The sequence below is a fragment of the Bradyrhizobium sp. LB8.2 genome (assembly GCF_040548035.1).
Classification (GTDB): Bacteria; Pseudomonadota; Alphaproteobacteria; order Rhizobiales; family Xanthobacteraceae; genus Bradyrhizobium.
Map to the genome: position 1 here is coordinate 50,779 of NZ_JBEPQV010000007.1, position 24,914 is coordinate 75,692.

The following is a 24,914-nucleotide window of genomic DNA, read 5'->3' on the forward strand; positions in this document are numbered from 1 at the left end:
CGTGGAAATGACTGGCCTCGTTCCGTTAGCGCCAGCCTTCGCCATGGGCATCGGCCGCGGTCCGCGACTGCAGGCCCATGATCTCCCGCACCTTGGCGGGCCAGGCGGAAAGGTCGGTGCCGTGGGTGTGGAACATGGCGACGGCCAGGCGGTCCATGCCGAAGGCGACGCAGCCCGTGTGGGCCGGCTGGCCATTGGCGTCCTGGATGTCCCAGGTCGTGCCGAAATGCTCGCGGTGATAGTTGAAGCTCATGCAGGCGGTCGGCTGCTCTTCCGAGCGCAGCGGGATCAGCAGCTCGAACTTGAGCTGCTGCTGCTTCTGGCTCACCGCCTTCATCTGGCCGACGCGACCGAAGAAGGGGTCGCTGGCATAGTCGACGCGGAAGGTGAGACCGAGATCGGTCGCGATCGCCTGCGCGCGCACCATCCAGCGCTCGCGGAAATCGGCGACGTCATCGGGGCTGCCGATGCAGACATATTCCCGCATCCGGAACGATTGCAGCCGGTCGAGATGCTTTGACGGCTCACGGCGGAAGCAGTCGGCGGCGACGTCGAAACGCAGGCCACCCTTCGGCAGCGGGCCGCGGCTCGCCGCGATCGGATAGACGGGATAGCAGGCCGCCGGCGACAGCACGAGGTCTGCCGGCGAGAGCGAGCTGGTCCAGTCGCCGCCGGCATCGAAGCGGCTTACCGCGGCGTTGATCTCGCGCTCGGTGCCGTGCAGGCCGCAGACGCAGCCGAGCAGGTTCGGAAAGCTCTTGAGATAGCCGGACTTCTCGAGTTGTGAACGGCTCATCACCGGCGGGAAGCGCATCACCTCGGTGCCGGCCTCGCGATGGCTCGTGATCAGCGCGGCGAGCCGCTCGACGATGCCCTCATAGAGCGCCGTGCGGGCGTAGACGCCGTCCGAGCCCATGGAGTGGAACAGCTTGTCGGCGAGATGATCGAGCGGATCGGCCATTTGCGGCGCGGTCTCGGGCGAATTGGGGAGGACGGCAATGTTCATGGTTCGATGTCCTGCTATCTCAAAATTGTTCTTGTTGGTTTAGTCGCCAAGGTACGTCAGTCACGCCAAGGCACGTCAGCCACGAAGAGGCACGTCAGTCATGAAGGCTGGTCGGCACGCCGCTCATCAGGGTCGATGTCGCGGCATTGGCCAAAATGCGGTCGTTGTTGATCATAATTGGCGATGACAGCACGTCGCGCAGGTGACGGCCCATTGTGAACTCACCGTCGTTGCGGTAACCGGAAAGGCCTGCGGTGCGCATCGCATGCATCACGGTCTCGACCGCGAGCTCCGAGGCCTGCACCTTCAGAAGCGTGATCGAAGACTGGAAGTCGAGCGAGCCGAGCGCGCGTTCGTCGTGTTCGGCACGGGCGAAGGTGTCGATATTGGCTGATATCAGTGCACGCAGCTTGGCGAGCGACATCTTGGCGGCGGTGAAATGCGCGGCCGCCGGCGGCATCTGACCACCCGAGGTGCGGGCCGCCTTGCGGACGAAGGCCTGCGCACGGGTAACTGCGGCTGCAGCGATACCAGCCCAGGCCGAGGACCAGCACAGATGCGCGAACGGCGTCATGGTCTGGGCGTGGATCTTGTCATAGGATTCCGGGAAGACGCGGTCGGCGGGGCAGTCGACCTTCAACTCGAAACCGGTCGAACAGGTGCCGCGCATGCCGAGCGTTTCCCAGCCCAGCGTCCGCTTCAGCGAATAATCGTCCCGGGCGAGCGCCAGCAGCACCTGGTCGGACGCAGAAGCATTGGTGGCGCGGCGGGCGATGGTGACGAGGCCGTCGGCCTCGGCGCCGTAGGAGATCACGGTGGCGTCTCGCGCGAGCGAGACGGTATCGCCGGCGTGGTCGACCGCAGCCGCGCTGGCGCGGATGTTGCCGCCGTTCTGCCCTTCGGTGGTGGAGGAGGCCAGCAGCCACTGGTCGCGCGCGACCCGGCGCATCATGGTTTCCATCCAGGGAATGCCGTGACCGTGCCTGACGACGCAGGCGACCTTTGTCGTGTGCATCGCGTAGACCATCGCCGTGGAGGCGCAGGCGCGTCCGAGCGCGTAGCAGATATCGGTGACGTCGTGGATCGAGGCGCCGAAGCCGCCGAACTCGACCGGGATCATGACGCCGAGCAGCTTCTGCTCGCGCGCGACCTCGAAAGCCTTGTGGGGGAAGCGGGCGTCGCGATCGACCCCGTCTGCGTCGGCTGCCGCCGCGGTGGCGGTCCGGGCGGCGCGCTCGACGAGCGAAGGACCCTGCTCGAGATAGCTCGTCTGCGTCTCGTCGACAGTGAGGACTGCTTCACGCACGTTCATACTCGTCCGCCTCCGGTTTGCCGTTCGGGATCGCCGGCATCATTCGCGATGCCGCTTGAGCGATCCTCCGACCATCTTTGCTTATGAGATGAGGCTACGGATTTAATTCAAATTCGTCGATGAAATAGAGGGTAAACAAAGTCCAATTCCGAACAAGCAGTTAAGGTCGGGTTGTTTGCATCGCCCGGATTTCCGCGATCGCGTTAGGGATCTGTAAGAGGACAGAATTCCAGACAATCTGAGTCATCGTTTACTAAGAAACGCGAAGTAATGGTGGCGTCCATTGCGGGATCGGCCCGCCGTGCCCATCGTAGCCGGCAACCGGTCCGACCTTTAACAGACAGATGGGAATTTGCCGATGCAGGGCTTCGATACCGAACTGCGCAATCGCGTCAGCAAGCTGGTGAAGAGCATCCTCGCACAGAATTCGCTTACCGCTGACGTCACGCCGCAGGCCAAGCTCGTCGACGTCGGCCTGACCTCGATGGACATGGTCAATCTGATGCTCGGCGTCGAAGCCGAGTTCGACTTCACGATTCCCCAGTCCGAGATCACGCCGGAGAACTTCCAGTCCATCGAGACGCTGGAGCGAATGGTCGCGACCCAGCTGCAGCCGGCGACCGCGGCCTAGTCAGCCCCTCCGGGGGCGACACGGAATATGCGGCGTCGCTCCTCACAGCATCGACACCCCGCCCACCACCCCCGTTCCAAAAGCGTCGCAAAACTGGCATAGCTTCTCCACGGGATCGCGATGGCGCGAACGGGGTGGAGCAGGCATGACGCAGGCGGTATTGGGCATCATAGGCGGCTCCGGCATCTACGATCTGCCGGGACTCGAGGACGCTCGCGAAGAGGTGATCAAGAGCCCCTGGGGTGAGCCGTCGGCGTCCTTGCGGCGCGGCTCCATGGCCGGCCTGCCGATCGTGTTCCTGCCGCGCCATGACAAAGGCCACCGGCTGTCGCCTTCCGACATCAACTATCGCGCCAATATCGACGTCCTGAAGCGCGCCGGCGTCACCGACCTGATCTCGCTGTCGGCCTGCGGCTCGTTCAGGGAGGAACTGCCGCCCGGCACCTTTGTTCTCGTCGACCAGTTCGTCGATCGCACCCACAAGCGCGAGAGCTCGTTCTTCGGCCGGGGCTGTGTCGCGCATGTGTCGATGGCGCACCCGGTCTCGCCGCGCTTGCGTATTCATCTTGCCGTGGCCGCTGAAGCCGAGGGCATCGCGTTTGCGCGCGGCGGCACCTATGTCTGCATGGAGGGACCGCAATTCTCCACCTATGCGGAAAGCATGACCTACAAGACACTGGGCTATTCCGTGATCGGCATGACCAATATGCCAGAAGCGAAACTCGCGCGAGAGGCCGAGCTTTGCTACGCCACCGTCGCGATGGCGACGGATTTCGACTGCTGGCATCCCGATCATGACGCCGTCACCGTGCAGGACATCATCCGCGTGCTCAGCTCGAACGCCGACAAGGCGAAGGCGCTGGTGGCGCGGCTGGCCAAGGATTTCCCGCGCGAGCATGAGCCGTGTCCGATCGGTTCGGACCGTGCGCTCGACACCGCGCTCATCACCGCGCCCGAGGCGCGCGATCCCGAACTTTTGAAGAAGCTCGATGCGGTGGCCGGCCGCATCCTGCGGGCGTGATATGAAAGGCAGAATGCCATGAAGGTCGACGGCAAGCATTTCCGCAGCATCTGGCGTGAGCGCGACGGCTGGTCGGTCGGCGCGATAGACCAGCGCCGGCTGCCACATGAGTTCATCGTTGCAAAGCTGGTCTCGTGCGAGGACGCGGCCCTCGCCATCCGCGACATGCTGGTGCGCGGTGCGCCGCTGATCGGCGCGACCGCAGCTTACGGCATGGCGCTCGCGATGCGCGAGGATGCCTCGGACGCCGGTCTGCAGCGCGCTTACGATACGCTCGTGATGGCGCGGCCGACCGCGATCAATCTGAAATGGGCGCTGGACGAGATGCGCGCGACGCTCGCGCCGGTCGATCCGCTCGAACGCGCGGAGGCCGCCTATGCGCGCGCCGACGAGATCGTCGAGCAGGACGTCGAGATCAACCGGGGCATCGCCCTCAATGGCCTGAAACTCATCGAGGCGATCGTCGCAAGGAAGAAGCCGGGCGAGACCGTCAATTTGCTGACGCATTGCAATGCCGGATGGCTTGCGACCGTCGACTGGGGCACGGCGACAGCGCCGATCTATCTGGCGCATGAGCGCGGGATCAAGGTCCATGTCTGGGTCGACGAGACGCGTCCGCGCAACCAGGGTGCCTCGCTCACGGCCTGGGAGCTCGGCCATCACGGCGTGCCGCATACGGTTATTCCCGACAACACCGGTGGTCATCTGATGCAGCACGGCATGGTCGATCTCGCCATCGTCGGCACAGATCGCGTTGCCGCCAATGGCGATGTCTGCAACAAGATCGGCACTTATCTGAAGGCGCTCGCCGCGCACGACAATAACGTGCCGTTCTATGTCGCGCTGCCGTCGCCGACGATCGATTTCGCCGTCGATGACGGCATCCGCGACATCCCGATCGAGCAGCGCAGCGGCACGGAGGTCACCGACATGACCGGCCGCACGGCGGATGGACGGCTGGAGACGGTGCGGATCGTGCCGGAGGGCTCGCCGGTCGCGAACTACGCGTTCGACGTGACCCCAGCGCGGCTCGTCACCGGCCTCATCACCGAGCGGGGCGTGCTGAAGCCGGATCGTGCGTCGCTCGCCGCGGCGTTTCCGGAGCGGATCGCTACGGCGGCGGCTGATTAGGATGTGTCCCTCACCCTGAGGAGCCGCGCTTGCGTGGCGTCTCGAAGGGCGAGGGGCACGAGCGGGGCCTTCATCCTTCGAGACGCGCGCAAGGGCGCGCTCCTCAGGATGAGGGGTTGTAAGCGTCGCTAGCTCAGCTTTAATCCCGTCGCGGCTTCCAGTTCGGCGATCGCCTGCGCGCCGCTGGTGACCTTGATCGTTTTCATGCCCATCTCGCGTGCCGGCTTCAGATTGACGCCGAGATCGTCGAGATAGACGCAGTTGTTCGGATCAACCTTCAGCGTCTCGACCATCAGCTGATAAATGCGCGGGTCGGGCTTGCGCAGGCCGATCTTGGCGGACTCGATGACATGATCGAACAGCACCATCACCTCGGCGACATAGAGTGAGCGCCCGGTCATGCTGCCGATCGCATTGGCCGGCAAATTGTTGGTAATGCAGCCGGTCTTGAATTGCGCCTTGATGCGCTTCAGCGCCTCGACTATCTCGGGGCGCAGATCGCCCTGCAGCAGCGGCAGCACGTCACGCCCGCGCACTTCCGCGCCGAGCGCCAGTGACTCCGTCGCGAACAGCTTGTCGAATGTGTCGATATCGACTTCGGCGCGCTCGAACTTGGCCCAGGCGTTTTCCAGATGATTGGCGGCGTTGGTCCGCCGGATGATGTCGATGGGCAGGCCGCGTTCCGCCTCGTACCGCGCGAACGCTTCGAATGGCGAACTCGTCAGCACACCGCCAAAATCAAAGATCACAGCCTCGATCGTCACTGCCCTGCCCTCGTCAATTCCTTTCCAAGAGCGCTAGCATGCGCTATCGGCAAGGACCAGTCCGAAGCGATCCTCCGCATTCACCGGCGCCAAAGCGTGTTCCCATGAAGAAGCTTGCAACCCTCATCACAGCCGCTCTGCTGCTCGCCACGCCCGCTTATGCCATCGTGGGTGGCGGCACGCCGCAGACCGATGGTGCCGCGCGCGCAGTCGTCACCATCGTCGGCTCGCGCGGTAATTTCTGCACGGGCAGCCTGATCGCGCCAAAGCTGGTGCTGACGGTCGCCCACTGCGTGCAGCCCGGCGCGGACTACAAGATTGTCGATCGCGGTGTCGACGGTCAGCCGCAATTACTGAATGTGCGCACCGTTGCGATCCATCCGAACTTCAACATGCAGGCGATGCAGGCGCACCGCGCCACCGCGGACGTGGCATTGCTGCAACTGGAAATTCCACTCAAGGGAAAATCGACGGTGCCGGTCGGCGCGCCGACTATTCCGATCCAGGCCGGCAGCCGCTTCGTCGTCGCCGGCATCGGCGTCACCGTGCGCGGCGATGGCAAGAGTGGCGGTGTGACGCGTGTCGCCGGTCTCGTTGCCACAGGGCAGCCCGGCACGCTCCAGATCCGGCTGGTCGATCCGGTAACTAACGGTGTTCGCGACGGAATTGGCGCCTGCACCGGCGATTCCGGCGGCCCGGTGTTCGAGGACAAGCCGAACGGGCCTGTGCTTGTCGGCGTCATCAGTTGGTCCACCGGGCCGAACGGCGCCGCCGGCTGCGGCGGATTGACCGGGGTCACGCCGCTCACGCTCTATCGCGACTGGATATTGCAGACCGCGCGGGGCTGGGGTGCGGCGCTGTGATTTGACCGCGATTTGATCTATGCCATTTTAAAGCGGAAGCGCGATGGGCGACCACGCCCGTCGCGGAGGAAATGCGCCGTCCGGTCAAGGGCGGCCACAAAAACAAGCAAGGCAAGTAGCAACAATGAATGTCGCTGTTCGCAGTCACGCCACGACCAAACAAGCTTCTGAACATTTCGATGTGCTGATCGTCGGCGCCGGCATCTCTGGCATCGGCAGCGCCTATCACATGACAAAGCAGCTTCCGGGCGCGAGCTTCGTCATCCTGGAAACGCAGGCGACGTTCGGAGGCACCTGGACCACGCATCGCTATCCCGGAATTCGTTCGGACAGCGACCTCCACACCTTCGGCTATAGCTTCAAGCCCTGGGTCGGGCCGCCGATCGCGACCGCCGAGGAAATCCTCACCTACATGAACGAGGTGATCGACGACAACGATATCGCCCGCCACATCCGCTATAAGCACAAGATCATTTCGGCGAGCTGGTCGAGCGAGCAGAATCTCTGGACCATCGAGGCGGTGACGACCGACACCGGGGAATCGAAAACTTTCACGGCGAACTTCCTGTGGATGTGCCAGGGCTATTACCGCCATTCAGAAGGCTACACGCCGGAATGGAAGGGCACGGACCGCTTCAAGGGCCGCATCGTTCATCCGCAGACCTGGCCTGAAGATATCGACCTCACGAACAAGAAGGTCGTCGTGATCGGCTCGGGCGCGACGGCCGCAACGCTGGTTCCGAATATTGCGGACAAATGCGCGCATGTCACCATGCTGCAGCGGTCGCCGACCTATTTTCGCCTCGGCCGCAACGCAATCGAGATCGCGGAGGAGCTGCGCAGGCTTCAGGTCGACGAGGAATGGATCCACGAGATCGTCCGGCGCAAAATCCTGTTCGAGCAGGACGCGTTCACCAAGCTTTGCCTGTCAAAACCCGAGCAGGTGAAGCAGGAGCTGATCGGCCAGATCAGCGCGGTGCTCGGTCCGGACTACGATGTCGACACACATTTCACGCCGAGCTACCGGCCGTGGCGGCAGCGCATCGCCTTCGTGCCTGATGCCGATCTGTTCAAGGGCATCGCCAGCGGCAAGGCGTCCGTCGTCACCGACGAGATCGAGTGCTTCGTCGAGAACGGCATCCAGCTCAAATCGGGCAAAGTGCTGGAAGCGGACATCGTCGTCACCGCGACCGGCTTCCATCTCGCAGCTCTTGGCGATATCGCCTTCGAGATCGACGGTAAGCCGCTCGCCTTCGGCGACACCGTGACCTATCGCGGCATGATGTTTACGGGCGTGCCGAACCTGGTCTGGGTGTTCGGCTACTTCCGCGCCAGCTGGACGCTGCGCGTCGATCTCGTCGCCGACTTCGTCTGTCGCCTGATCGGACACATGAAGGGGAAGGGCGCGAAGAAGGTCGAGGTGCGCTTGCGCCCTGAGGACCACAACATGCCGATCCTGCCTTGGATCGATCCGGAAAACTTCAACCCGGGCTACATGATGCGCAACATGGACCTGCTGCCCAAGCGCGGCGACAAGCCGGAATGGCAGCACAGCCAGGACTACTGGACCGAAAAGGACGAAATCCCGAAGACGGATCTGGATGACGCGGCGTTTGTGTATGGCTGAGGATAGCTTGTGCTAGCGGCGGACAACGCCATTTACTCGACTGGCAACGTCGCACCTCATTCGCAGCAAGACTACGAATTCTGCCGCGTCGCATTCGTCGCAATCGCCGCCGCGGCGGTGCGGTTCTCCACGCCGAGCTTGGCGTAGATCTGCTCGAGATGCTTGTCGACCGTGCGCGGGCTCAAGCCCAGAATCTGCGCGATGTCGCGGTTGGTCTTGCCTTTGCTGAGCCAGGCCGGCACCTCGCCTTCGCGGGTGGTGAGGCCGAACTCGCTGGTGCCGGCAAGCAGCACTATCTCGACGTCACCATTGGCGCCACAGGCCATCGCGCGCATGAAACAGCGCGTGCGCGAGCTGACCCGGCGCAGTGCCGGACGAAGGCTCGCGCAGGTGTGCAAACCGCGCTGCCGAACAACCACTTCAAACAGCTGGGAGTCCCCAAACTTACCAGTTGACCTAAGCCCATCGAACCGCCCGGTGCGGACCCGCATGCCGGGTGGTGTGGCAGGGACGCGGAGATACCATCTCCGCGCTCCTATGCCGATTGAAGTTGAAGACGCCATGGCTGGCGACGAACATCGCTCTGGGCTGCCAACCATCAATGTGAACGGCCGTACACGCGCGTAGACATTCTGACGCAGGACCACGCGTGTGGAATGCGAATTTATGGTGCAAAACCGTGGCGCGGTTGCAACATGAGCTGTTGAATCTGCCTAAGTTGCAGCCTCATTGGCGGATTCTCGCCTTGCCGTAGTTCTGCTGGTCGCCCCCATGCCCTAAGTTCCGCGCGGCGCCGCTGAGAGCGCCGTTGGTAAGGGGCTGAGCGTGGGGGCTGGATTGCCGTCGAGCGGGCAGGGGTGCTCGCGCCGGAGTGCTACCGCGGTTCGCACGGCACTCTGGCTTGGCCTTTTGAGTGCGGTCGCTGTGACGAGTCCCGCAGCAGCGCAGCAGATATTCAACGGATCGCAGACCACGCCGAACGGCGCCGTCAACGGCGGCGGCGGCGTCTGGAACAACACCACGACCAACTGGACGGACTTCGGCGGTTCGGTCAGCACCGCCTACGATCCCTTGTCAGCGGGCACGGTGTTCGGCAGCAGCGGGCCGTCCACGCCGGCAACGGGTGGCACGGTGACGGTCACACCGGGCGGCGTGCAGCTCGGTAGTCTCTTGGGCTTCGACATTACCGCGGATAATTCGGTCTACACCATCCAGGGTGGCGACCTGAGGCTCGCCTCGGGTGGGACGACGTTCTACACCGCCGATGTCACCGGCACCACGGATCCGTCCGCCGTCATCGCATCCCGCATCGTCGGCAGTGGCGGAATCTCCGTGCAGGCGCCGGGTATATTGGCGCTGCTTGGCGCCAACACCTATACCGGCGACACCTTCATTTGCTCCTGCGCGTCATTGCAGCTCGGCGACGCGACGCATACTGCGAGCATCCTCGGCGCCGTTACCAACGAAGGTACGTTCAATATCGTCAATGCCAACACCACTGGTATTACGTCGATCCTGAACGACGGAATTGGTGCTATCACGACGTTCCTGAATGCGACCAGCGCCAGTTCGATCGCGATTGCCAACAATGGCGGCCAGATTTATTTCGGTTCGTTCGGTGGGATCGACACGGCGACCGCGGGCGACGCGACCATCCTCAACGATGCCGGTGTGACTATCTTCTTCGCCAAGACCACGGCTGGTTCGGCCACGATCACCAATGATAACGGTGGGACGCTCTTCCTGGACCAGTCCTCGGCCGGCTCTGCGACCATCATCAACCAAAACTTCGGCTTCACCTGGTTCGGTCAATCTCCGACCGATACGGTGAGCGCCGGGAATGCTACAATCATCAATAACGCCGACGGTTTGACTGAGTTCAACGGCTATTCCACCGCAGGCAACGCCACTATCGTCACCAAAAGCGGCGGCGAGACAGATTTCTTTGACAACGCGACCGGCGGGAACGCGCGTTTCATCACGAACGGTACCGGCATCGTCGATTTCAGTGGCAGCTTCGGTCCAAATGGCGACGGTCGCATCACCGCGGGCTCCATCGAAGGTTCGGGCAACTATTACATCGGTGCCGGCAACACGCTCGTCGTCGGCAGCAACAATCTCTCAACGGAAGTTAGTGGCGTTATCGCCGACTCCTGCGGCTGCGGTCCCGGCTCTGGCTCCTTGGAAAAAGTCGGTAGCGGGACGCTGATCCTTTCGGGTACGAATACCTATACTGGCACGACGACGGTGAATGGCGGCATCCTGCGGGTCGATGGTGACATCTCCCAATCGAGCCTGACCACCGTGAACGCGGGCGGCGCACTGTTCGGCGCCGGGATCGTCGGTAACACCACCATTGCTGCCGGCGGCATCTATGCGCCCGGCGACGGCGGGCCGGGCTCGAGCATGGCGGTTCTCGGTGACCTCGCGTTCCAGTCTGGCGCGCTCTACCTCGTGCAGGTCGGTAGCGGAACCACCGCCAGCTTTGCCAATGTTTTCGGCAACGCCGGCCTGAATGGCACCGTCGGCGTCTCGCTGTACGCTGGCAGCGCCATCTTGCCGCAATACAAGATCATGCAGTTTTCCGGCGCTGCCACCGATAACTTTGCCGGTGTCGCCGCTCCCGGCGGCCTGATTGGTACGACGACCGTAGATCCTGCCGGCACTGTCTATCTCAATTTCACACTGGACTATGGCGCGAAGTACGCCCTCAACGTCAATCAGAAGAACGTCGCCACCACGCTTCAGAATTTCTTCAACGCGAACGGCTTTCTGCAAGCGGAATTCGCGGGCCTCGGCCCGGCCGGCCTGACACAGGCCTCCGGCGAGCCGGCGACGGGTTCGCAGCAGGCGACCTTCAGCGCGATGAACCTGTTCCTCGGCCTGCTCACCGACGTGTTTGGCTCGGGGCGTAGCGGGACGCCGGGTGCGACGCCCTTCGCCGACGAGACGCGCGCGAATGCGTATGCCGCGACCGGCAAGAGCGCACGCGACGCCCTTGCCTCGATCTATCGCAAGGCGCCGCCGGCGAATTTCGAACAACGTTGGGACGTGTGGGCCGCCGGCTATGGTGGCTCGCAGACCACCGACGGCAATGCCGGCCTCGGCTCAAACAACACCAGCAGCAGCGTCTACGGCACCGCCGTTGGCCTCGACTACCGCTTCTCGCCGTCGACGATCGCCGGCTTTGCGCTTGCGGGCGGGGCGACCGGCTTCAACGTCAACGGGCTCGGCTGGGGCCGCTCCGACCTGTTCCAGGCCGGCGCCTTCGTGCGTCATACCGCCGGACCAGCCTATGTCACGGCCGCACTGGCCTATGGCTGGCAGGACGTCACGACCAACCGCATTGTCACCGTCGCCGGTGTCGATCAGTTGCGTGCGCAGTTCAACGCCAACGCGCTCTCGGGCCGTATCGAGGGCGGCTATCGCCATGCCTCGCAGTGGATCGGCCTCACGCCCTATGCGGCGCTCCAGGCCACCGTGTTCAGCCTTCCGAGCTATTCGGAGTTCGCGGTGGTCGGCAGCAACGTCTTCGCGCTGAATTATGCCGCCAAGGACGTGACCAGCACCCGCACCGAACTCGGTCTGCGCGCGGACAAGTCATTCGCCGCGGCTGGCGGCCTGATGACTCTGCGCGGCCGCGTCGCCTGGGCGCATGACTACAATCCGGATCGCACCGTCGGTGCGGTCTTCCAGACGTTGCCGGGATCGGCGTTCGTCGTGAACGGCGCCGCTCAGGCGCACGATTCCGCGCTGACCACAGCGGCGGTGCAAATGAGCTGGATGAACGGCTGGTCTGCGTCGGCGACCTTCGAGGGCGAGTTCTCGAACGTCACCCGCTCCTACGCCGGCAAAGGTGTCGTTCGCTACGCCTGGTAGGCTTTACCGCTTCTGCTGCGTGGGCTTGCGCGGCGGGCGCGGGGCGGCGGCGGACGTCCCGCTCATCTTGTTGGCGGCCTCGCTGACGTCGAGCAGCGAGCGACGGATGTCCTCGAGGAAATTCGCCGATTTCTTTCTCATGGTGTCGGCGAGCTCGTGCAATCCCTGTATCTTTTCGAACAGCTCATCCGCCTTGCCATCGGCGAAGCCGGGCACCACGCCCTCGATCTTTGTGACCGCCTTGTCGAAGCCCGCGAAAGCGCTGTCGACCTTGGCCATGACGGAATCGATTTCGCCGCCCTTGCTCCTGAGATCGGCGGTGTAGTTCTCGAACGTGCGCAGGCCCTCCTTGATCGCCGGGGCGTTGCTGACGATGGTGCGATCGACACTATGCAGGGTGTCGACGATGGATTCGGCGTCGCTGAGATCGGCGGTCAGCACGGGGATGCCGTCGGCGTCGAGCGGCACCGGCGGAGCGGAGGGGGCGCCGCCGATCAGCGACACCGCGGCGACGCCGGTAAGGCCTTGGAACTCGATGCCGGCCACAGTGTCCTTGCGGATCGGCGCTGCATTATCGAGCGACACGAGCGCCACGACCTTGCGGGGATTGTCGAGCTTGATCGACAGGATTTGGCCGGCGGGAACACCGTCGAAATTGACCGGCCCGCCGCGGCGCAGTCCGCTGGCCGAACCGCCCTCGAACACCACGCGCAACTGGCTGCGGCTCTGGGCGGTGCGCCATTTCTGCACACCAAGCAGGCCGCCGAACGCCACGGCGATCACCGCCAGCGTCGCCGTTCCGATCACCAGATTGCTCGCGCGTGCCATGCAGGGTGATTTTACGGCCAAAGCGGGGAAGTTGGAAGGATGATGCTGCGGCCGTAATCCTAAGTGGGACGGGTTAGGGAAGCGTAACCCGCCACTTCCTCTCGCGTTTGTCGCAAGGATTGGCGGATTACGCTGTGCTAATCCGCCCTACGCGACATCAATGCCCGGCGGCGCGTTTGGCCGCAGCATTGTTCAGCACGATCAGGGCATCGACGGCGACGCCTGTTTTGGCATTGATCAGGAACGGATTGACGTCGATCGAGGCGATCCGGTCGCCGGCGTCCGCGATCAGATTGGACAGGCCGACCAGCGCTTTCACCGCGGAGGCGTCGTGCAAGGCCGGCTTGCCGCGATACCCACGCATCTTGATGCCGGCCTTGGTGCGGCCGATCAGAAGCCGCGCCTCGGCCTCGTCCAGTGGCGCACCGGCGAGCGCCACGTCCTTCATCAGCTCGATGTCGATGCCGCCGGTGCCGAACAGCACGACCGGACCCATTTCGGCATCGAGCGAGGCCCCGACCACGAGCTCGAGATCGGCCTTGACCTGTTGCGCGATCAGAATGCCGTCAAGCTTCGGTTTGCCCTTCAGCTTGTTCACCCGCGCGGTGATGTCGGCGAACGCCTTTTTGACCTCGGCCGCGTTGTTGAGATTCAGCACCACGCCGCCGATGTCTGATTTGTGCAGAATCTCGGCGCTGACGAGTTTGGCCACGACAGGGAAGCCGATCTGCTTGGCGATCTTCACGGCCTCGGCTGCCGTCTGTGCGATTGCCTCCTTCGAGATCGGGATGCCATAGGCCTTCAGGAGCCTCTTGGAGGCGACCTCGTCGAGCGCGGCGCCGGTTGCCGATTTCAGCGCCTTCTCGAGCACGGCACGCGCGGCAGGCTTCGAGCTCGAGACGATATCGGGCACTTCCTTGCGCAGTTTGGCGTAGTCGAGCAGCGACTTGATCGCGGTCACCGCGCGATCCATGCCCTGCATGACAGCGAGATGCGGCAGCGATTTGCGCAAGGTCTTGGTGAACTCGGTGAAGCCGATCGACATCGCGCTGATATAGATCACCGGCTTGCCGGCCCGGCTCGCCATTTCGTTGACGATGCGCAGGTTGCGCTCGCGCAGCTCGTGCGGCGCCTTTGGCAGCTCCGCATCGACGATGACGATATCGATATCGGGGTCTTCGATCATCAGCTCGATCGATTTCATGTAGACGGAGGGATCGACCACCGCCGCAAAGCCGGCGTCGAGCGGATTGCCGACGATCGAGCCTGGGCCGAGCATTTTTGCCAGCTCGGAGCCGACGTGCGGGCTTAGCGGCGCAAAATTCAGGCCTGCGGCATAGAAGGCGTCGAGCAGCATGCCGCGCTTGCCGCCGGATAGCGTCACCGCGGCAAGCCGGTCGCCTTCGGGCACCGCGGCGTGGACGAAGCATTCGGTGGCTTCGATCAGCTCGTCGAGCCCGCCGACCCTGATGACTCCTTCGCGCGTTGCGATGGCGTCGAACGTCTCGATCGAGCCCGCGAGCGCGCCGGTGTGCGCCATCGCCGCCGCGCGGCCACCCTCGGACGCCCCGAGCTTGAGCGCGATCACCGGTTTGCTCGCGGCGCGCGCCGCCTTGCAGGCGTCCCGGAATGCCTTGGTGTTGCGCACGCCTTCGAGGTAGACCACGATCACCTTGATGCTCGGATCCTCGGCGAAATAACGCATCAGGTCCGGCGTCTCGAGCCCGGCCTCGTTGCCGGTCGTCACCATGTAGCCGACCCCGACGCCGCGATCTTCCAGTGCCTGGCGGATCGCCATGACGATGGCGCCCGATTGTCCGGCAATCGCCACCACGCCCTGTTCCATGGTGACGATACGGTCGTCGATATTGGTGAAGAGCTTTTCGCCGGCGCTCAAATTGCCGAGGCAGTTCGGGCCGGTGACCGCCAATCCCGTCTCGCGCACGGCCGCTTGCAGTTCAGCGGCGAGCTTCTGGCTCCCCTCATCCTGCAACTCGCTGAAACCCGAGGTGACGATGGTGGCCGAACGCGCGCCGGCCGCGGCGGCGTCGCGGATCACCTGCACGGCAAAGCGCGCCGGGACCAGCACCAGCACGTGATCGGGCTTTTCCGGGAGGCTGGCAAAGTCCTTGTAGCAGGGGACGCCCCAGATGCTGTCGCGTTTGGTGTTGACCGGATAGAGCCCGCCCTCGTAGCCGTATTTGACCAGATTGTTCCAGATGCGCTCGGCATAGTTGCCGGGCTTGTCGGTCGCGCCCACCAGCACGATGTTGTGCGGGTGCAGCATGGCGTGGATGCCCTTGACGATGTCGTTCGCATCGGGCGGTGGAGACCACGGGCGCGGAGAAACGGACGCAGCAGACACCGGGGCTTCCATGGCGTGACCTCACCTGTTGTTGTTCTTGGCGGCGCGTCACGCTGTTCTATGGGGAGTTGTTCGGAGTGGCAACCGTAAGCGTGTTAATGCCGCGCGATGGAATGAGCGATGCATCAAGCGTCGGTGATCGACGCGCTCGGAACGCGATCCGCGTTGTCGTTCAGTATTTCAGTATCGCGAGCTTGCAGGCGTAGTGAGAGGCCAGCTGCTTCGCGAGATAGGGAGCGATGGCGCGCCGGATCTGCATCTGTGTCGGATCGAAGCCGAGAACGCGCCGCCGCAGGATGCCCATCTCCCTGACGCCGACCGCATAGGTGGATGCCGTCTTTTGTGCATCATGGATTCGGAAGCAGGCGAGAAAGCGCGGCAGGCGTACGAATTTGAATCCCGCGGCTTGCGCCCGCAGGATGAAGTCCCAATCCATCGCGTAGTGTAAGCTCTCGTCGATGGGCCCGATCCTGTCCCACACGCGTTTGCGCCAGAACATCTTCTCTTGCGGAATGTATTCGGCATATCGCAACGCCTTGCCCGTCATGGGACGGCAGCTCCGATCAAGGTGGCATGAAGGATGTAGCGCTCCGGACCGGACGTGACGGCGTCGAACGGCCAACAGGTGGCGAGCACGAGTTCGGCATCCCGTGCCGCAGGATCGATGCCCGAGGCATCGAAGCGAACCACAGCGGAGGAATCCGCGCGATAGCGAAAGCGTTTACCGTCACTGCGTGTGACATCGATCACATCACCAATGGTGACATTCCGCAGGAAACGGAAATGAGTGTCGCGGTGCGCTGCATATACGGCAACACCACGCTCGCCCGCGTCAGCCGTTTGGCGGATATGGCCGGGCCCAAAAGCAAGCGCCTGGCCGCTGATACCTTCCAGCACAATCGCGCTGGCGCCGATCCGCCTCACCTCGATCCGCGCGACCGGCCAGGTATCGGCCCATGACCATGGCTTGACCACCTCGCCGGTCGCAACGCTCCGGTCGAACGCGTGCTCCAGCAGCACCTGCGCGAGCCACGCTTTGGCATGGATATAGGCGCCGTCGCCGAACAGGATGACGCCGATCAGCGCGAGAACCAGGGGAGAGATGAAGCGAGGCATGGCAAATTTTCCCGTCATTGCGATGAGTGAAGCGACGAAGCAATCCGGACTGCGTCCCTGGAGGGATTTCTGGATTGCTTCGCTTCGCTCGCAATGACGAATTCGGTTGAGGCGGCGTGTTCAAAAAAGGCGCGCGCGGCCGTTGGTGTGGGACGGGCAGCCGCGCGCGCTAACAGAGGAGATCGGGGGGCTCCTCTCTCAAGCGACGTCAGTGAGCAAGGTCTGACGTCGGTTGAACACGAACAGGATCAGGGCGAGCACGACCAGCATCAGGCCTGCGATCATCGTCAACTCGGCCGAGGTTGCGGTCTTGGGCAGGCGGATCGCATCCGGTGCGGAGGGCGTCGGCCGCCTCGTGCCCGTCTGGTTGCGCGCATCGGCGTGACGTTCGCGGAGCTGCGTCGGGACCTGCGGTCGTTCGCCAAAGACCTTCGCGAAATCCCAGCCGGCCGGCAGGTTGATCGGCAATTCGCTGAGCTTGAGCGGCTCGCCTTCGGGACGGCTCGGCGTTTTGTCCACCGCGACGAGGCTGGTGAGCCGCGTGACGATCTGATGGTCGAGCGCCAGCGCCAGGATCGCCTTGTCGGAGTCTTCGGGAGTCATCTCGCGCAGGGTGCGCGCCACTTCGGCGTCGTCGATCTTGCGCTTGGCCCAGAGCTTCGACAGGCCTTTGCCTTCGGCTGCATTTTGCAGTGGCAGCGTCACCGACCATGGACGGTCGCCGACGCGGCCCCTAATCTCGACCGAGCCTGCGAGCTTGTCGAGCTTTGCCGCCAGCACCAGCGGCTCGTCGCGATAGACGTCGGGAATGATCGCCGGTGTGACGTCGGCCTTTGCTTCGGAGAACTTTGCGCTGAGGCCGGTCACGGCCGGATTCTCGAGCTTGGCGAACAGGCCGCGCATGCGCTCCTCGACCTGCTCGACGGAGCCGATATGAGTGAAGGCACCGCGACCGAGCTCGGCGGCGCGCGTCATCAGATAGGTGTTGGGCGTGGACCCGATGCCGACCATGTACACGCGCGAGCGGCCGCGCATCGCCGTAATCGTTTCGAACAATTGCTGCTCGTTGCCGATCGCGCCGTCGGTCAAGAACACGATTTGGCGAACCATGCTGGTATCGCCGAGCTTGTCGGTCAGTGCGGCCCGCATCGCCGGCACCATCTCGGTGCCGCCACGCGCCTGCAGCGCGCTGACGAACGAGGTGGCTTCACCGACGCGCGCGGCATCCGCCGGCACGGAGGCCGGAAACAGCACGTCCATGGTGTCGTCGAAACGGATGACGTTGAAACGGTCGGTCGGCTGGAGACGGGAGAGCGCGTAGGTGAGGCTCGCCTTGGCCTGGACGATCGACGTGCCGCCCATCGAGCCGGAATTGTCGATCACGAACACCACTTCGCGCAGCAGTGGCTTCTGCGTTGCCTGCTCGGCGGTGGGCGGAGTGACGAAGGCGAGTAAATAATCGGCGTCGCCGACGCGTTCGCGGAACAGACCGACCGACGGCGCCTTTACAGCGGCCGGCTTCCAGGTCAGTTCGAAATCGCGGTCGGCAGGCACGGCACCGTCAGCAAGCGTGACGATTCGCGTCGTGTCGTCCGGGCTCGCGACCTTGACGTTATGATGCGGGCTCTTGACCTCGCCGAGCGTAAAGCCGGCATTCAGGCGCACCGTGACGCTGGTCGGATTGACCGGCGCATTCCTGGCGGGATCCAGCACGGGCGGGGAGGTTTGGTCGCGGTCCGGCACCGGGTCCGAATTCGTCGCGCCCCAACCGGAGCCGTCGTTGCGGAAGTCGACGCTCTGCACGATCGGCGTCGGATTGTAGCGTGGTCCGACCACCAGCGGCAGGCGCAGCGAATATTCGTTGCCGGATTGGTGCACCGGCTCCTGATATTCGATCTGCACCAGCACGGTTTCGCCGGGGCCGATATTAGCGACCGAGTTGGTGAAGATGTTCGGCCGCTCCTGTTCGGTGAGCGCGGCCTTCTGGCCGGCGCGGCGCGCCTCTTCATAGATCACGCGCGCCTGCTGCCGCTCCTTGATGTCGCCGACGATGACGCGGTCGCCGACCACCATCTTCAGCGTATCGACGGCGCCGCCGGTGGGGAGCGGATAGACATAGGTCGCCTCGACCCAGTCCTTGGTCGGGTTGCGGAAAACCTGGGTGACGCGAGCGCGCAGCGTCGGGCCCGACACCGTGATGTCGACGTCGGTGCCGAGGCGGATGGCTTCGGTGTAGGCGCCGTCCTCCTTCAGGAGGAGAGATCCGGATTTGGCGTCGCCGGGCTGGAGCAGGCTGGGCTGCTCCAGCGTCGCCGACCAGCCCGGCTCGAAGCTCACCAGCAGCGCCACGAATGCGACCAGGGCCACCGCGATGCCCTGCACCAGAAGAAACAATCCGACCTTGATCAGCCGCCCCAGCATGGGGTGCTCGTCGATCTCCATCGTGTCGTAGGTGTCCATTTGGTCTGCTCCCACAGCATGTTTGCTGGTCTCAGCATCCGCCGGGACGGCCCGATTTCGCGAGCAGAATGATCGGCAATGTTCCGCCGCGGCTGGCCCGCGTTGGCCGCCTCTGCGGCAGCCAAGTGTGGTTTTGTGCTGGTTTGTCCGCCCTGCTAGAATGGCCGTCCTGGAGCGGGGCCACGATGCAGACGCAAGACAAATTCGCCGACAAGCAGCTTTCGGACGAGCAGAGCCGCGAGATTGCGGAGACCATTCGCGAGGAGCTCGCCAGACGCCGGATCTCGCGGCAGTCGCTGGCCGAGCAGGCCAAGCTCAGCCTGTCGACGCTGGAGAAGGTGCTCGGCGGCCGGCGGCCGTTCACGCTGGCGACCACGGTGCGGCTGGAGCAGGCGCTGGGCGTCTCCTTGCGCAAGAGTCCCGTCGCGGTGACGCCTCCGACCGCAAGCGATGTCGCGCCTGACAGCCTCGGTTCCTACGCCCATCGCGCGGTGACGTGGATCGAGGACGTCTACATCACGCTGCGCCCGTCGTTCGGCGACAAGGACGCAATCTTCGCCTACCGCACCGAGATCGTCTGGGAGCCAAAGGTCTCTTCACTGGTATTCCGCGAGGGTGAGCGGACCGATGCCGCCTATGAGCACACCGGCGAGGTCGCGGTGCCGCATCAGTCCGGCTTCATCTATCTCGTCATCATCAAGCACGGCCAGCATCGCGTGATCACAGTGTCGCGGCCGACGGTTGCGGGCGAGATGTACGGAATCATATCGACGCTCCGCGCCGGCCCCGGCTCGCAGCTGACGCCGATCGCAGCGCCGATCGCCTACGTGCCGCTCCGGAACTTCCCGAAGCCCTCGCTGGGACGGGTCGCGCCCGGCGACGCCAATCATGAATTGTACCAAAAGCATCTGCGTCGCACGGTCGACGAATCGTTCGCGCTGTTTCTGTCGGCATAGTCCGCGAGCACTATCCGGAATGGCATCGCAAACGTCTATGAAAGAAGGCATGCAGGACGTGCCCGCACCCTGCGGCGGTGAATCGCCGCTGTTCTCCGTCATCATTCCCCTCGAACATCATCGCGGGCAGCGGGAGCTGTCCTGGCGTGGCAGAGGCCGCCATGTACCAGGCCGACATCGAGTTCGGCATGAAGCAACATCCCTGGCGCAAGGTGCTGGATCAGTGCTTCTCGGCGCGCGCACAGCAGCGCATCTCGCGGCCGCACACGCGCGCGCTGTCTTGACGGCGCTGAAGCGCGTCGGGTCAAGTCACACGTTCCGCTGGAGCGAGCCGCAGGCTGCCGTGCGGGTCAAGGGAGAGCCGGGCCACAACACCGTCCGCCTTCCGAGCCCTGCGCTTCGCGCGCCACTTGACAGGATCGGAACGCATTTCTACCTCGACGGCGCGCCGATCGATCCCGAAGCGATCGTGACCGGTTGCGACAGCTACACGCTGAGTGTCGATTTTCCGCCAACCGGCATCGCCACTCTTGCGTGGTCATGCCCCGTGCTCAGGGGTCTCGGAGATTCGCGTCGCCTCGGCCTGTCCCATCGTGGCGATCGACGTCGGCCAGGACATCCCGCAGGCTGAATGCGCCGCAAGAGAATAGCGGCCCTTCGGCCGCTATTCTGCATCTGCATGTATTTTCAGTCGAACTAGCCGCCTGTCTCGGCGCTGATGATATCGCCGAACAGCTCCCACTGGCCCTTCTTGAACCGCCACATCTTGAGCTGCTCGATCGGCGCGAAGTCCGTGGACGAGGTGTTGATCTTGATGCCCGGGATCAGCGTGTCGGGGACGAAGTCCTTGAGGCTCGCGGCCTGCTTCATCACGTTCTCACGGGTCAGATTGTCGCCCGACTGCTTCAGCACCTGCACCATGGTCTGGGCTGCGGCATAGGCGTACACCAGATTGGCGTCCGAAATGTTTGCACCGGGTATGTATTTGTCGACGAAGACCATGAATTTCTTCATACCCTCATCGTCCTTCCACTGCGGATCCGACGCGTCCTTCAGGTAGCCGGCCGACAATACTCCTTCGGATGCATCGAGGCCGGCCGGCTTCATCACCGCGCCGATCGACACCGAGACGTCGGTCATCAGGTGCATCGGCTTCCACTCCAGTTCGGCGATCTTCTTGATCGCCTGTGCCGCAAACTTCGGGGTCGCGATGTTGACGAAGACGTCGGCGCCGGTGCCCTTGAGCTTGACGATATGGGCGTCGATCGAAGGCTCCGATGTCTCGTAGCTCTCTTCCGCCACGATCATTTTCGATGCCTTGTCGCCGAACACGTCCTTGATGCCGGCGAGGTAGTCTTTGCCGAAATCGTCATTGGCATAGAAGATCGCGACCTTCGCGTCCGGCTTCTCCTTCAAAATATACTTGGCGAAGATCTGTGCCTCGACGCGGTAGCTGGGCTGGAAGCCCATGGTCCAGGGAAAGCTCTTCGGATCGTTCCACTTGCTGGCGCCTGTGGCGAGGAACAGCTGCGGCACCTTCTTGGAATTGTGATATTTCTGCACGGCGGTCTGGGTCGGCGTGCCCAGCGCGTTGAACACCAGGAAGACCTCGTCGCTCTCGATCAGCTTGCGGATCTGCTCAACGGTCTTCGGCGGCGAGTAGCCGTCATCGTAGGAGATCCAGTTGATCTTGCGGCCATTGATGCCGCCCTGGTCGTTGATCATCTTGAAATAGGCTTCCTCAGTCTTGCCGATGACGCCGTAGGCGGAAGCCGGGCCGGAATAGGCCTCGACATTGCCGATCTTGATCTCGGTGTCGGTGACACCGGTGTCGTACGCTTTTTGCGCATACGCGGTTTGGGTTGTGAGTAGCGCCAACGCTGTTGTTGCGGCAAGCAGGGAGAGTTTCTTGTTCATGAAAATTCCTTAAAATCCCTTGGGGTTCTTCCGGGTTGGAGCAGGCACGTCGAAAAAGAAAAGCGCCCGTGAGAGGGCGCTTTGATCAGGCATTGGCGGCTTTCTTGTCGACCTCCAAGTCCACCGAAAACTCCTTGCGCAACGTCGGCTTGTGGATCTTTCCGGTGGCGTTGCGAGGCAGCGCGTCGACGAAGTGAACCTGTCGCGGGCATTTGAAACGCGCCAGATTCGCCGCACAATGCGCGAACACATCGGCCTCGGTCAGCTTTTGGCCCGGCTTGACCGCGACGATGGCGAGGCCGACCTCGCCCCATTGCGCATCGGTCACACCGATCACGGCGGCTTCCGCGATGGCGTTGAGTTGGTGTAGGACGTTCTCGACCTCGGCCGGATAGACGTTCTCGCCGCCGGAGATGTACATGTCCTTCCAGCGGTCGACGATATAGTAGAAGCCTTCGTCGTCGACGCGTGTCGCGTCGCCGGTGTGCAGCCATCCGTCGGTGAACGACGTTTTGTTCGCCTCGGGCTTGTTCCAGTAGCCGGGCGTGATGTTCGGTCCCTTGACCCAGAGTTCACCGAGCTCGCCGACATCGGCGTCGCTGCCATCGGGACGCACGATGCGCACTTCCGTGTGCAGCACCGGCTTGCCGGCGGAGCCGGCCTTCCGTGCCGCGTCCTCGCGGTCGAGCACCAGCACGGCCGGCGAGGTCTCGGTCATGCCGTAGCCCTGCTGGAGCGCGACGCCGCGCGCCTCCCACACCTTGAGCAGAGGTACCGGCATCGGAGCGCCGCCGACACCGCCAACGATCAGCCGGCCGAGATCGGTGGTCGCGAACGCCGGATGCTGCGCCATGAACTGGTAGATCGCGGGCACGCCGAAGAACACGTTGATTCCCTGCGCGGGATCGTTGATCAGGCCGAGCGCCGTGCCGGGATCGAAGGCGCGCATGATCATCACGGCACCGCCGGCGTGCAGCACCGGATTGGTGTAGCAATTCAGCCCGCCGGTGTGGAACAGCGGCAGCACGGTGAGCAGCACCGAGGACGGTCCGATGCAGGCAGGGCCGCCGAGATTGACGCAATTCCAGAAGGTCATGCCATGGGTGATGGTCGCGCCCTTGGGATGCCCCGTGGTGCCCGACGTGTACATGATGGTCGAAACATCATCGAGCATGACCTCCTCGATTGCCTCGAGCGGCTTTGCCGCCGCGATGCCGGCCTCGTAAGAGCCGCCGGGCCCGAGCAGCAGGCTGCTGGTGACGCCGCACAGTCTCGCCACTGCGAGCGCCGTCTCGGCCAGATCGGTATCGTGGATCATCACCTTCGGCGCACAGTCGCCGGTAATGAACTGAAGCTCGGGAACGGTTAGGCGAGTGTTCAGGGGCACGAAGATCGCGCCGAGCCGGCCGCAGGCAAACTGCACCTCCAGCGTATCGGTCGTGTTCAGCGCCAGCACCGCGACGCGGTCGCCGCGCGAGACTTTCAGCGTATGACGCAAAAATGAAGCGAGACGAGAAATACGCGCATCCAGCTGCGCATAGGTGAAGCGCCGCTCGCTCGCGAGATCAATCACCGCAACCTTGTTCGGCGTGCGGCGGCCATGATGGACGATCCAGTCGTAGTAACGAACGGCCAAAAATGCCTCCCTCGGCGGTCTGGTGCCGCCTGCGTCCCTATTGCTCGCACCATGCCGGCGCGGCCCTGAGGCCAGCCGGAGTTTGTGCATCACGCTTTTTTTGATCAGGAGTTGGCGCGCGAGCGGTGAAAATCGTCTTGCGTTGAGTTGCTAGGCCGGTCCTGCTCGGAGGGGGCCCGGCCAGCCACTCCGCGCAAGTGAGCCGCCAGGGTTCCGGCCATGGTGGATGAGACGAATCCGCCAGCAAGGCGAGAGTGCGATGAAAAGCCCGTTCTATACTGCCGAGCACGACGCCTTTCGCGACGTGATGCGCCGCTTCGTCGACAAGGAGATCGCGCCGTTCGCCCATGAGTGGGACGAGGCCGGCGAATTCCCCCGCGCGCTCTATCGCAAGGCGGCCGGGATCGGGCTGTTGGGGCTTGGATTTTCCGAGGAATATGGCGGGATCGCCGCCGATCAGTTCATGAAGATCGTCGCCAGCCAGGAGCTGGCGCGGGCCGGCGCCGGCGGGATCAGCGCCAGCCTGATGAGCCACACCATCGGTGCGCCGCCGATCGCGCGCGCGGCACGCCCTGAGGTTAGGGCGCGTGTGCTGCCTCGGGTGCTCGCGGGTGAGAAAATCTCCGCGCTCGCGATCACCGAGCCAGGCGGCGGCTCTGACGTGGCGGGCCTCCGGACCAAGGCGCGGCGCGACGGCGATCACTACGTCGTGAGCGGCGAGAAGACCTTCATCACCTCCGGGATGCGCGCCGACTATCTGACCGTTGCGGTGCGCACCGGCGGCGAGGGCGCCGGCGGCGTCAGCCTGCTCCTGATCGAGGGGGATACGCCCGGCCTGGCGCGGACAAAGCTGAAGAAGATGGGCTGGTGGGCCTCCGACACCGCAAGTCTGCATTTCGACGCGTGCCGCGTACCGGCGGAAAACCTGATCGGGGAGGAAGGCCAGGGCTTCAAGATCATCATGCATAATTTCAACAGCGAGCGCATGGGCATGGCGGCGGGCTGCACCGCCTTCGCGCGCGTGTGCCTCGACGAAGCGATTGCCTACGCCAAGGAGCGCAAGACTTTTGGAAAGCCGCTCGCGCAGCATCAGGTGATCCGCCACAAGATCGTCGACATGGCGCAGAAGGTCGCGGCCTCCCAGGCGATGCTGGAGATGCTGGCCTGGCGGCTGGAGCAGGGTGAAAGCCCCGTCGCCGAAATCTGCATGATGAAGAACCAGGCGACCCAGACCATGGCGTTCTGCGCCTCTGAAGCCGTGCAGATCTTCGGCGGCGCAGGATTCATGCGCGGCATCAAGGCCGAGCGCATCTACCGTGAGGTCAAGGTCAACGCCATCGGCGGCGGCACTGAGGAGATCATGAAGGATCTGGCGTCGCGGCAGATGGGGTTGTGACGACGA

Annotated in this window: 19 protein-coding genes and 2 pseudogenes; 10 read left to right on the forward strand and 11 right to left on the reverse strand. The window is 63.8% G+C overall.

All coding sequences use genetic code 11. The features are described from left to right. Positions 1-25 precede the first annotated feature (25 nt). The gene (locus ABIB06_RS11135) at positions 26-1,006 is read right to left on the reverse strand and encodes an amino acid--[acyl-carrier-protein] ligase (protein WP_354048122.1); all 981 of its coding nucleotides are present in this window, start codon (positions 1,004-1,006) and stop codon (positions 26-28) included. Positions 1,007-1,100: 94 nt separating this feature from the next. Then, complete coding sequence (locus ABIB06_RS11140) at positions 1,101-2,318, reverse strand: acyl-CoA dehydrogenase family protein (RefSeq protein ID WP_354048124.1); 1,218 nt, start codon at positions 2,316-2,318, stop codon at positions 1,101-1,103. A 358-nt stretch (positions 2,319-2,676) separates the two neighbouring features. On the opposite strand from ABIB06_RS11140, the gene ABIB06_RS11145 reads away from it, so the two are divergent. The 3 genes from ABIB06_RS11145 (at position 2,677) to mtnA (ending at position 5,101) form a co-directional block, all read left to right on the forward strand. Then, positions 2,677-2,949, forward strand: a complete 273-nt coding sequence (locus ABIB06_RS11145) for a phosphopantetheine-binding protein (protein WP_354048126.1) — start codon at positions 2,677-2,679, stop codon at positions 2,947-2,949. 145 nt (positions 2,950-3,094) lie between these two features. Then, positions 3,095-3,970, forward strand: coding sequence for an S-methyl-5'-thioadenosine phosphorylase (locus ABIB06_RS11150; protein ID WP_354048127.1), 876 nt, complete (start codon positions 3,095-3,097; stop codon positions 3,968-3,970). An 18-nt stretch (positions 3,971-3,988) separates the two neighbouring features. Further along, positions 3,989-5,101: an S-methyl-5-thioribose-1-phosphate isomerase gene (mtnA, locus tag ABIB06_RS11155; RefSeq protein WP_354048129.1), complete on the forward strand. Its 1,113-nt coding sequence runs from the start codon at positions 3,989-3,991 to the stop codon at positions 5,099-5,101. A 128-nt stretch (positions 5,102-5,229) separates the two neighbouring features. Here the strand turns inward: mtnA and ABIB06_RS11160 are convergent, their stop codons facing one another. Further along, the gene (locus ABIB06_RS11160; RefSeq protein WP_354048131.1) at positions 5,230-5,865 is read right to left on the reverse strand and encodes an HAD-IA family hydrolase; all 636 of its coding nucleotides are present in this window, start codon (positions 5,863-5,865) and stop codon (positions 5,230-5,232) included. A gap of 104 nt (positions 5,866-5,969) precedes the next feature. Here ABIB06_RS11160 and ABIB06_RS11165 point away from each other — a divergent pair, with 104 nt between their 5' ends. Both ABIB06_RS11165 and ABIB06_RS11170 read left to right on the forward strand, forming a co-directional pair. Then, positions 5,970-6,728, forward strand: coding sequence for a S1 family peptidase (locus ABIB06_RS11165; RefSeq protein WP_354048133.1), 759 nt, complete (start codon positions 5,970-5,972; stop codon positions 6,726-6,728). Positions 6,729-6,852: 124 nt separating this feature from the next. Continuing rightward, complete coding sequence (locus ABIB06_RS11170; RefSeq protein WP_354048135.1) at positions 6,853-8,355, forward strand: flavin-containing monooxygenase; 1,503 nt, start codon at positions 6,853-6,855, stop codon at positions 8,353-8,355. Positions 8,356-8,426: 71 nt separating this feature from the next. Here the strand turns inward: ABIB06_RS11170 and ABIB06_RS11175 are convergent. Further along, a pseudogene (locus ABIB06_RS11175) lies at positions 8,427-8,633 on the reverse strand (response regulator transcription factor); the annotation flags it as partial. Between the two features lie 646 nt (positions 8,634-9,279). Here ABIB06_RS11175 and ABIB06_RS11180 point away from each other — a divergent pair. Then, positions 9,280-12,234 (forward strand): autotransporter outer membrane beta-barrel domain-containing protein, encoded by a 2,955-nt coding sequence (locus ABIB06_RS11180; protein ID WP_354048137.1) that lies wholly within the window; start codon positions 9,280-9,282, stop codon positions 12,232-12,234. A 3-nt stretch (positions 12,235-12,237) separates the two neighbouring features. Here the strand turns inward: ABIB06_RS11180 and ABIB06_RS11185 are convergent, their stop codons facing one another. The 5 genes and pseudogenes from ABIB06_RS11185 to ABIB06_RS11205 all read right to left on the reverse strand — a co-directional run bounded on the left by ABIB06_RS11185 (position 12,238) and on the right by ABIB06_RS11205 (position 19,003). Continuing rightward, on the reverse strand, positions 12,238-13,062 hold the full coding sequence (locus ABIB06_RS11185) for an MlaD family protein (RefSeq protein ID WP_354048144.1): 825 nt from the start codon (positions 13,060-13,062) through the stop codon (positions 12,238-12,240). A 157-nt stretch (positions 13,063-13,219) separates the two neighbouring features. Beyond that, the gene (locus tag ABIB06_RS11190) at positions 13,220-15,439 is read right to left on the reverse strand and encodes an acetate--CoA ligase family protein (protein WP_354048146.1); all 2,220 of its coding nucleotides are present in this window, start codon (positions 15,437-15,439) and stop codon (positions 13,220-13,222) included. 160 nt (positions 15,440-15,599) lie between these two features. Continuing rightward, positions 15,600-15,977: pseudogene (locus ABIB06_RS11195) on the reverse strand (glycosyltransferase); the annotation flags it as partial. After that, the gene (locus ABIB06_RS11200) at positions 15,971-16,543 is read right to left on the reverse strand and encodes a class GN sortase (RefSeq protein WP_354048148.1); all 573 of its coding nucleotides are present in this window, start codon (positions 16,541-16,543) and stop codon (positions 15,971-15,973) included. The pseudogene ABIB06_RS11195 and the gene ABIB06_RS11200, both read right to left, overlap by 7 nt. 198 nt (positions 16,544-16,741) lie before the next feature. Then, positions 16,742-19,003: a marine proteobacterial sortase target protein gene (locus ABIB06_RS11205; protein ID WP_354068724.1), complete on the reverse strand. Its 2,262-nt coding sequence runs from the start codon at positions 19,001-19,003 to the stop codon at positions 16,742-16,744. Between the two features lie 185 nt (positions 19,004-19,188). Here ABIB06_RS11205 and ABIB06_RS11210 point away from each other — a divergent pair, with 185 nt between their 5' ends. The 3 genes from ABIB06_RS11210 (at position 19,189) to ABIB06_RS11220 (ending at position 20,590) form a co-directional block, all read left to right on the forward strand. Further along, positions 19,189-19,959, forward strand: a complete 771-nt coding sequence (locus ABIB06_RS11210; RefSeq protein ID WP_247442149.1) for a helix-turn-helix domain-containing protein — start codon at positions 19,189-19,191, stop codon at positions 19,957-19,959. 146 nt (positions 19,960-20,105) lie between these two features. After that, entirely contained in the window at positions 20,106-20,243 is a 138-nt protein-coding gene (locus ABIB06_RS11215) for a hypothetical protein (RefSeq protein ID WP_247442150.1), read from the forward strand. Then, positions 20,240-20,590, forward strand: a complete 351-nt coding sequence (locus tag ABIB06_RS11220) for a hypothetical protein (RefSeq protein ID WP_354048153.1) — start codon at positions 20,240-20,242, stop codon at positions 20,588-20,590. Before ABIB06_RS11215 ends, ABIB06_RS11220 begins: the two co-directional genes overlap by 4 nt. A gap of 65 nt (positions 20,591-20,655) precedes the next feature. Here the strand turns inward: ABIB06_RS11220 and ABIB06_RS11225 are convergent, their stop codons facing one another. Beyond that, entirely contained in the window at positions 20,656-21,876 is a 1,221-nt protein-coding gene (locus ABIB06_RS11225) for an ABC transporter substrate-binding protein (protein WP_354048155.1), read from the reverse strand. An 85-nt stretch (positions 21,877-21,961) separates the two neighbouring features. Further along, positions 21,962-23,512 (reverse strand): acyl-CoA synthetase, encoded by a 1,551-nt coding sequence (locus ABIB06_RS11230; RefSeq protein WP_354048157.1) that lies wholly within the window; start codon positions 23,510-23,512, stop codon positions 21,962-21,964. 259 nt (positions 23,513-23,771) lie between these two features. On the opposite strand from ABIB06_RS11230, the gene ABIB06_RS11235 reads away from it, so the two are divergent. Further along, positions 23,772-24,908 (forward strand): acyl-CoA dehydrogenase family protein, encoded by a 1,137-nt coding sequence (locus tag ABIB06_RS11235; protein ID WP_354048159.1) that lies wholly within the window; start codon positions 23,772-23,774, stop codon positions 24,906-24,908. The last annotated feature ends 6 nt before the right edge of the window (positions 24,909-24,914 follow it).

Excerpts from the sequence above, each read along its gene's own strand:
- ABIB06_RS11200 (WP_354048148.1), bottom strand. The coding sequence starts at position 16,543 with ATGCCTCGCTTCATCTCTCCCCTGGTTCTCGCGCTGATCGGCGTCATC.
- mtnA (WP_354048129.1), top strand. The coding sequence starts at position 3,989 with ATGAAGGTCGACGGCAAGCATTTCCGCAGCATCTGGCGTGAGCGCGAC.
- ABIB06_RS11145 (WP_354048126.1), top strand. The coding sequence starts at position 2,677 with ATGCAGGGCTTCGATACCGAACTGCGCAATCGCGTCAGCAAGCTGGTG.
- ABIB06_RS11235 (WP_354048159.1), top strand. The coding sequence starts at position 23,772 with ATGAAAAGCCCGTTCTATACTGCCGAGCACGACGCCTTTCGCGACGTG.
- ABIB06_RS11150 (WP_354048127.1), top strand. The coding sequence starts at position 3,095 with ATGACGCAGGCGGTATTGGGCATCATAGGCGGCTCCGGCATCTACGAT.
- ABIB06_RS11190 (WP_354048146.1), bottom strand. The coding sequence starts at position 15,439 with ATGGAAGCCCCGGTGTCTGCTGCGTCCGTTTCTCCGCGCCCGTGGTCT.
- ABIB06_RS11185 (WP_354048144.1), bottom strand. The coding sequence starts at position 13,062 with ATGGCACGCGCGAGCAATCTGGTGATCGGAACGGCGACGCTGGCGGTG.
- ABIB06_RS11210 (WP_247442149.1), top strand. The coding sequence starts at position 19,189 with ATGCAGACGCAAGACAAATTCGCCGACAAGCAGCTTTCGGACGAGCAG.
- ABIB06_RS11135 (WP_354048122.1), bottom strand. The coding sequence starts at position 1,006 with ATGAACATTGCCGTCCTCCCCAATTCGCCCGAGACCGCGCCGCAAATG.
- ABIB06_RS11165 (WP_354048133.1), top strand. The coding sequence starts at position 5,970 with ATGAAGAAGCTTGCAACCCTCATCACAGCCGCTCTGCTGCTCGCCACG.
- ABIB06_RS11140 (WP_354048124.1), bottom strand. The coding sequence starts at position 2,318 with ATGAACGTGCGTGAAGCAGTCCTCACTGTCGACGAGACGCAGACGAGC.
- ABIB06_RS11170 (WP_354048135.1), top strand. The coding sequence starts at position 6,853 with ATGAATGTCGCTGTTCGCAGTCACGCCACGACCAAACAAGCTTCTGAA.
- ABIB06_RS11205 (WP_354068724.1), bottom strand. The coding sequence starts at position 19,003 with ATGGACACCTACGACACGATGGAGATCGACGAGCACCCCATGCTGGGG.
- ABIB06_RS11225 (WP_354048155.1), bottom strand. The coding sequence starts at position 21,876 with ATGAACAAGAAACTCTCCCTGCTTGCCGCAACAACAGCGTTGGCGCTA.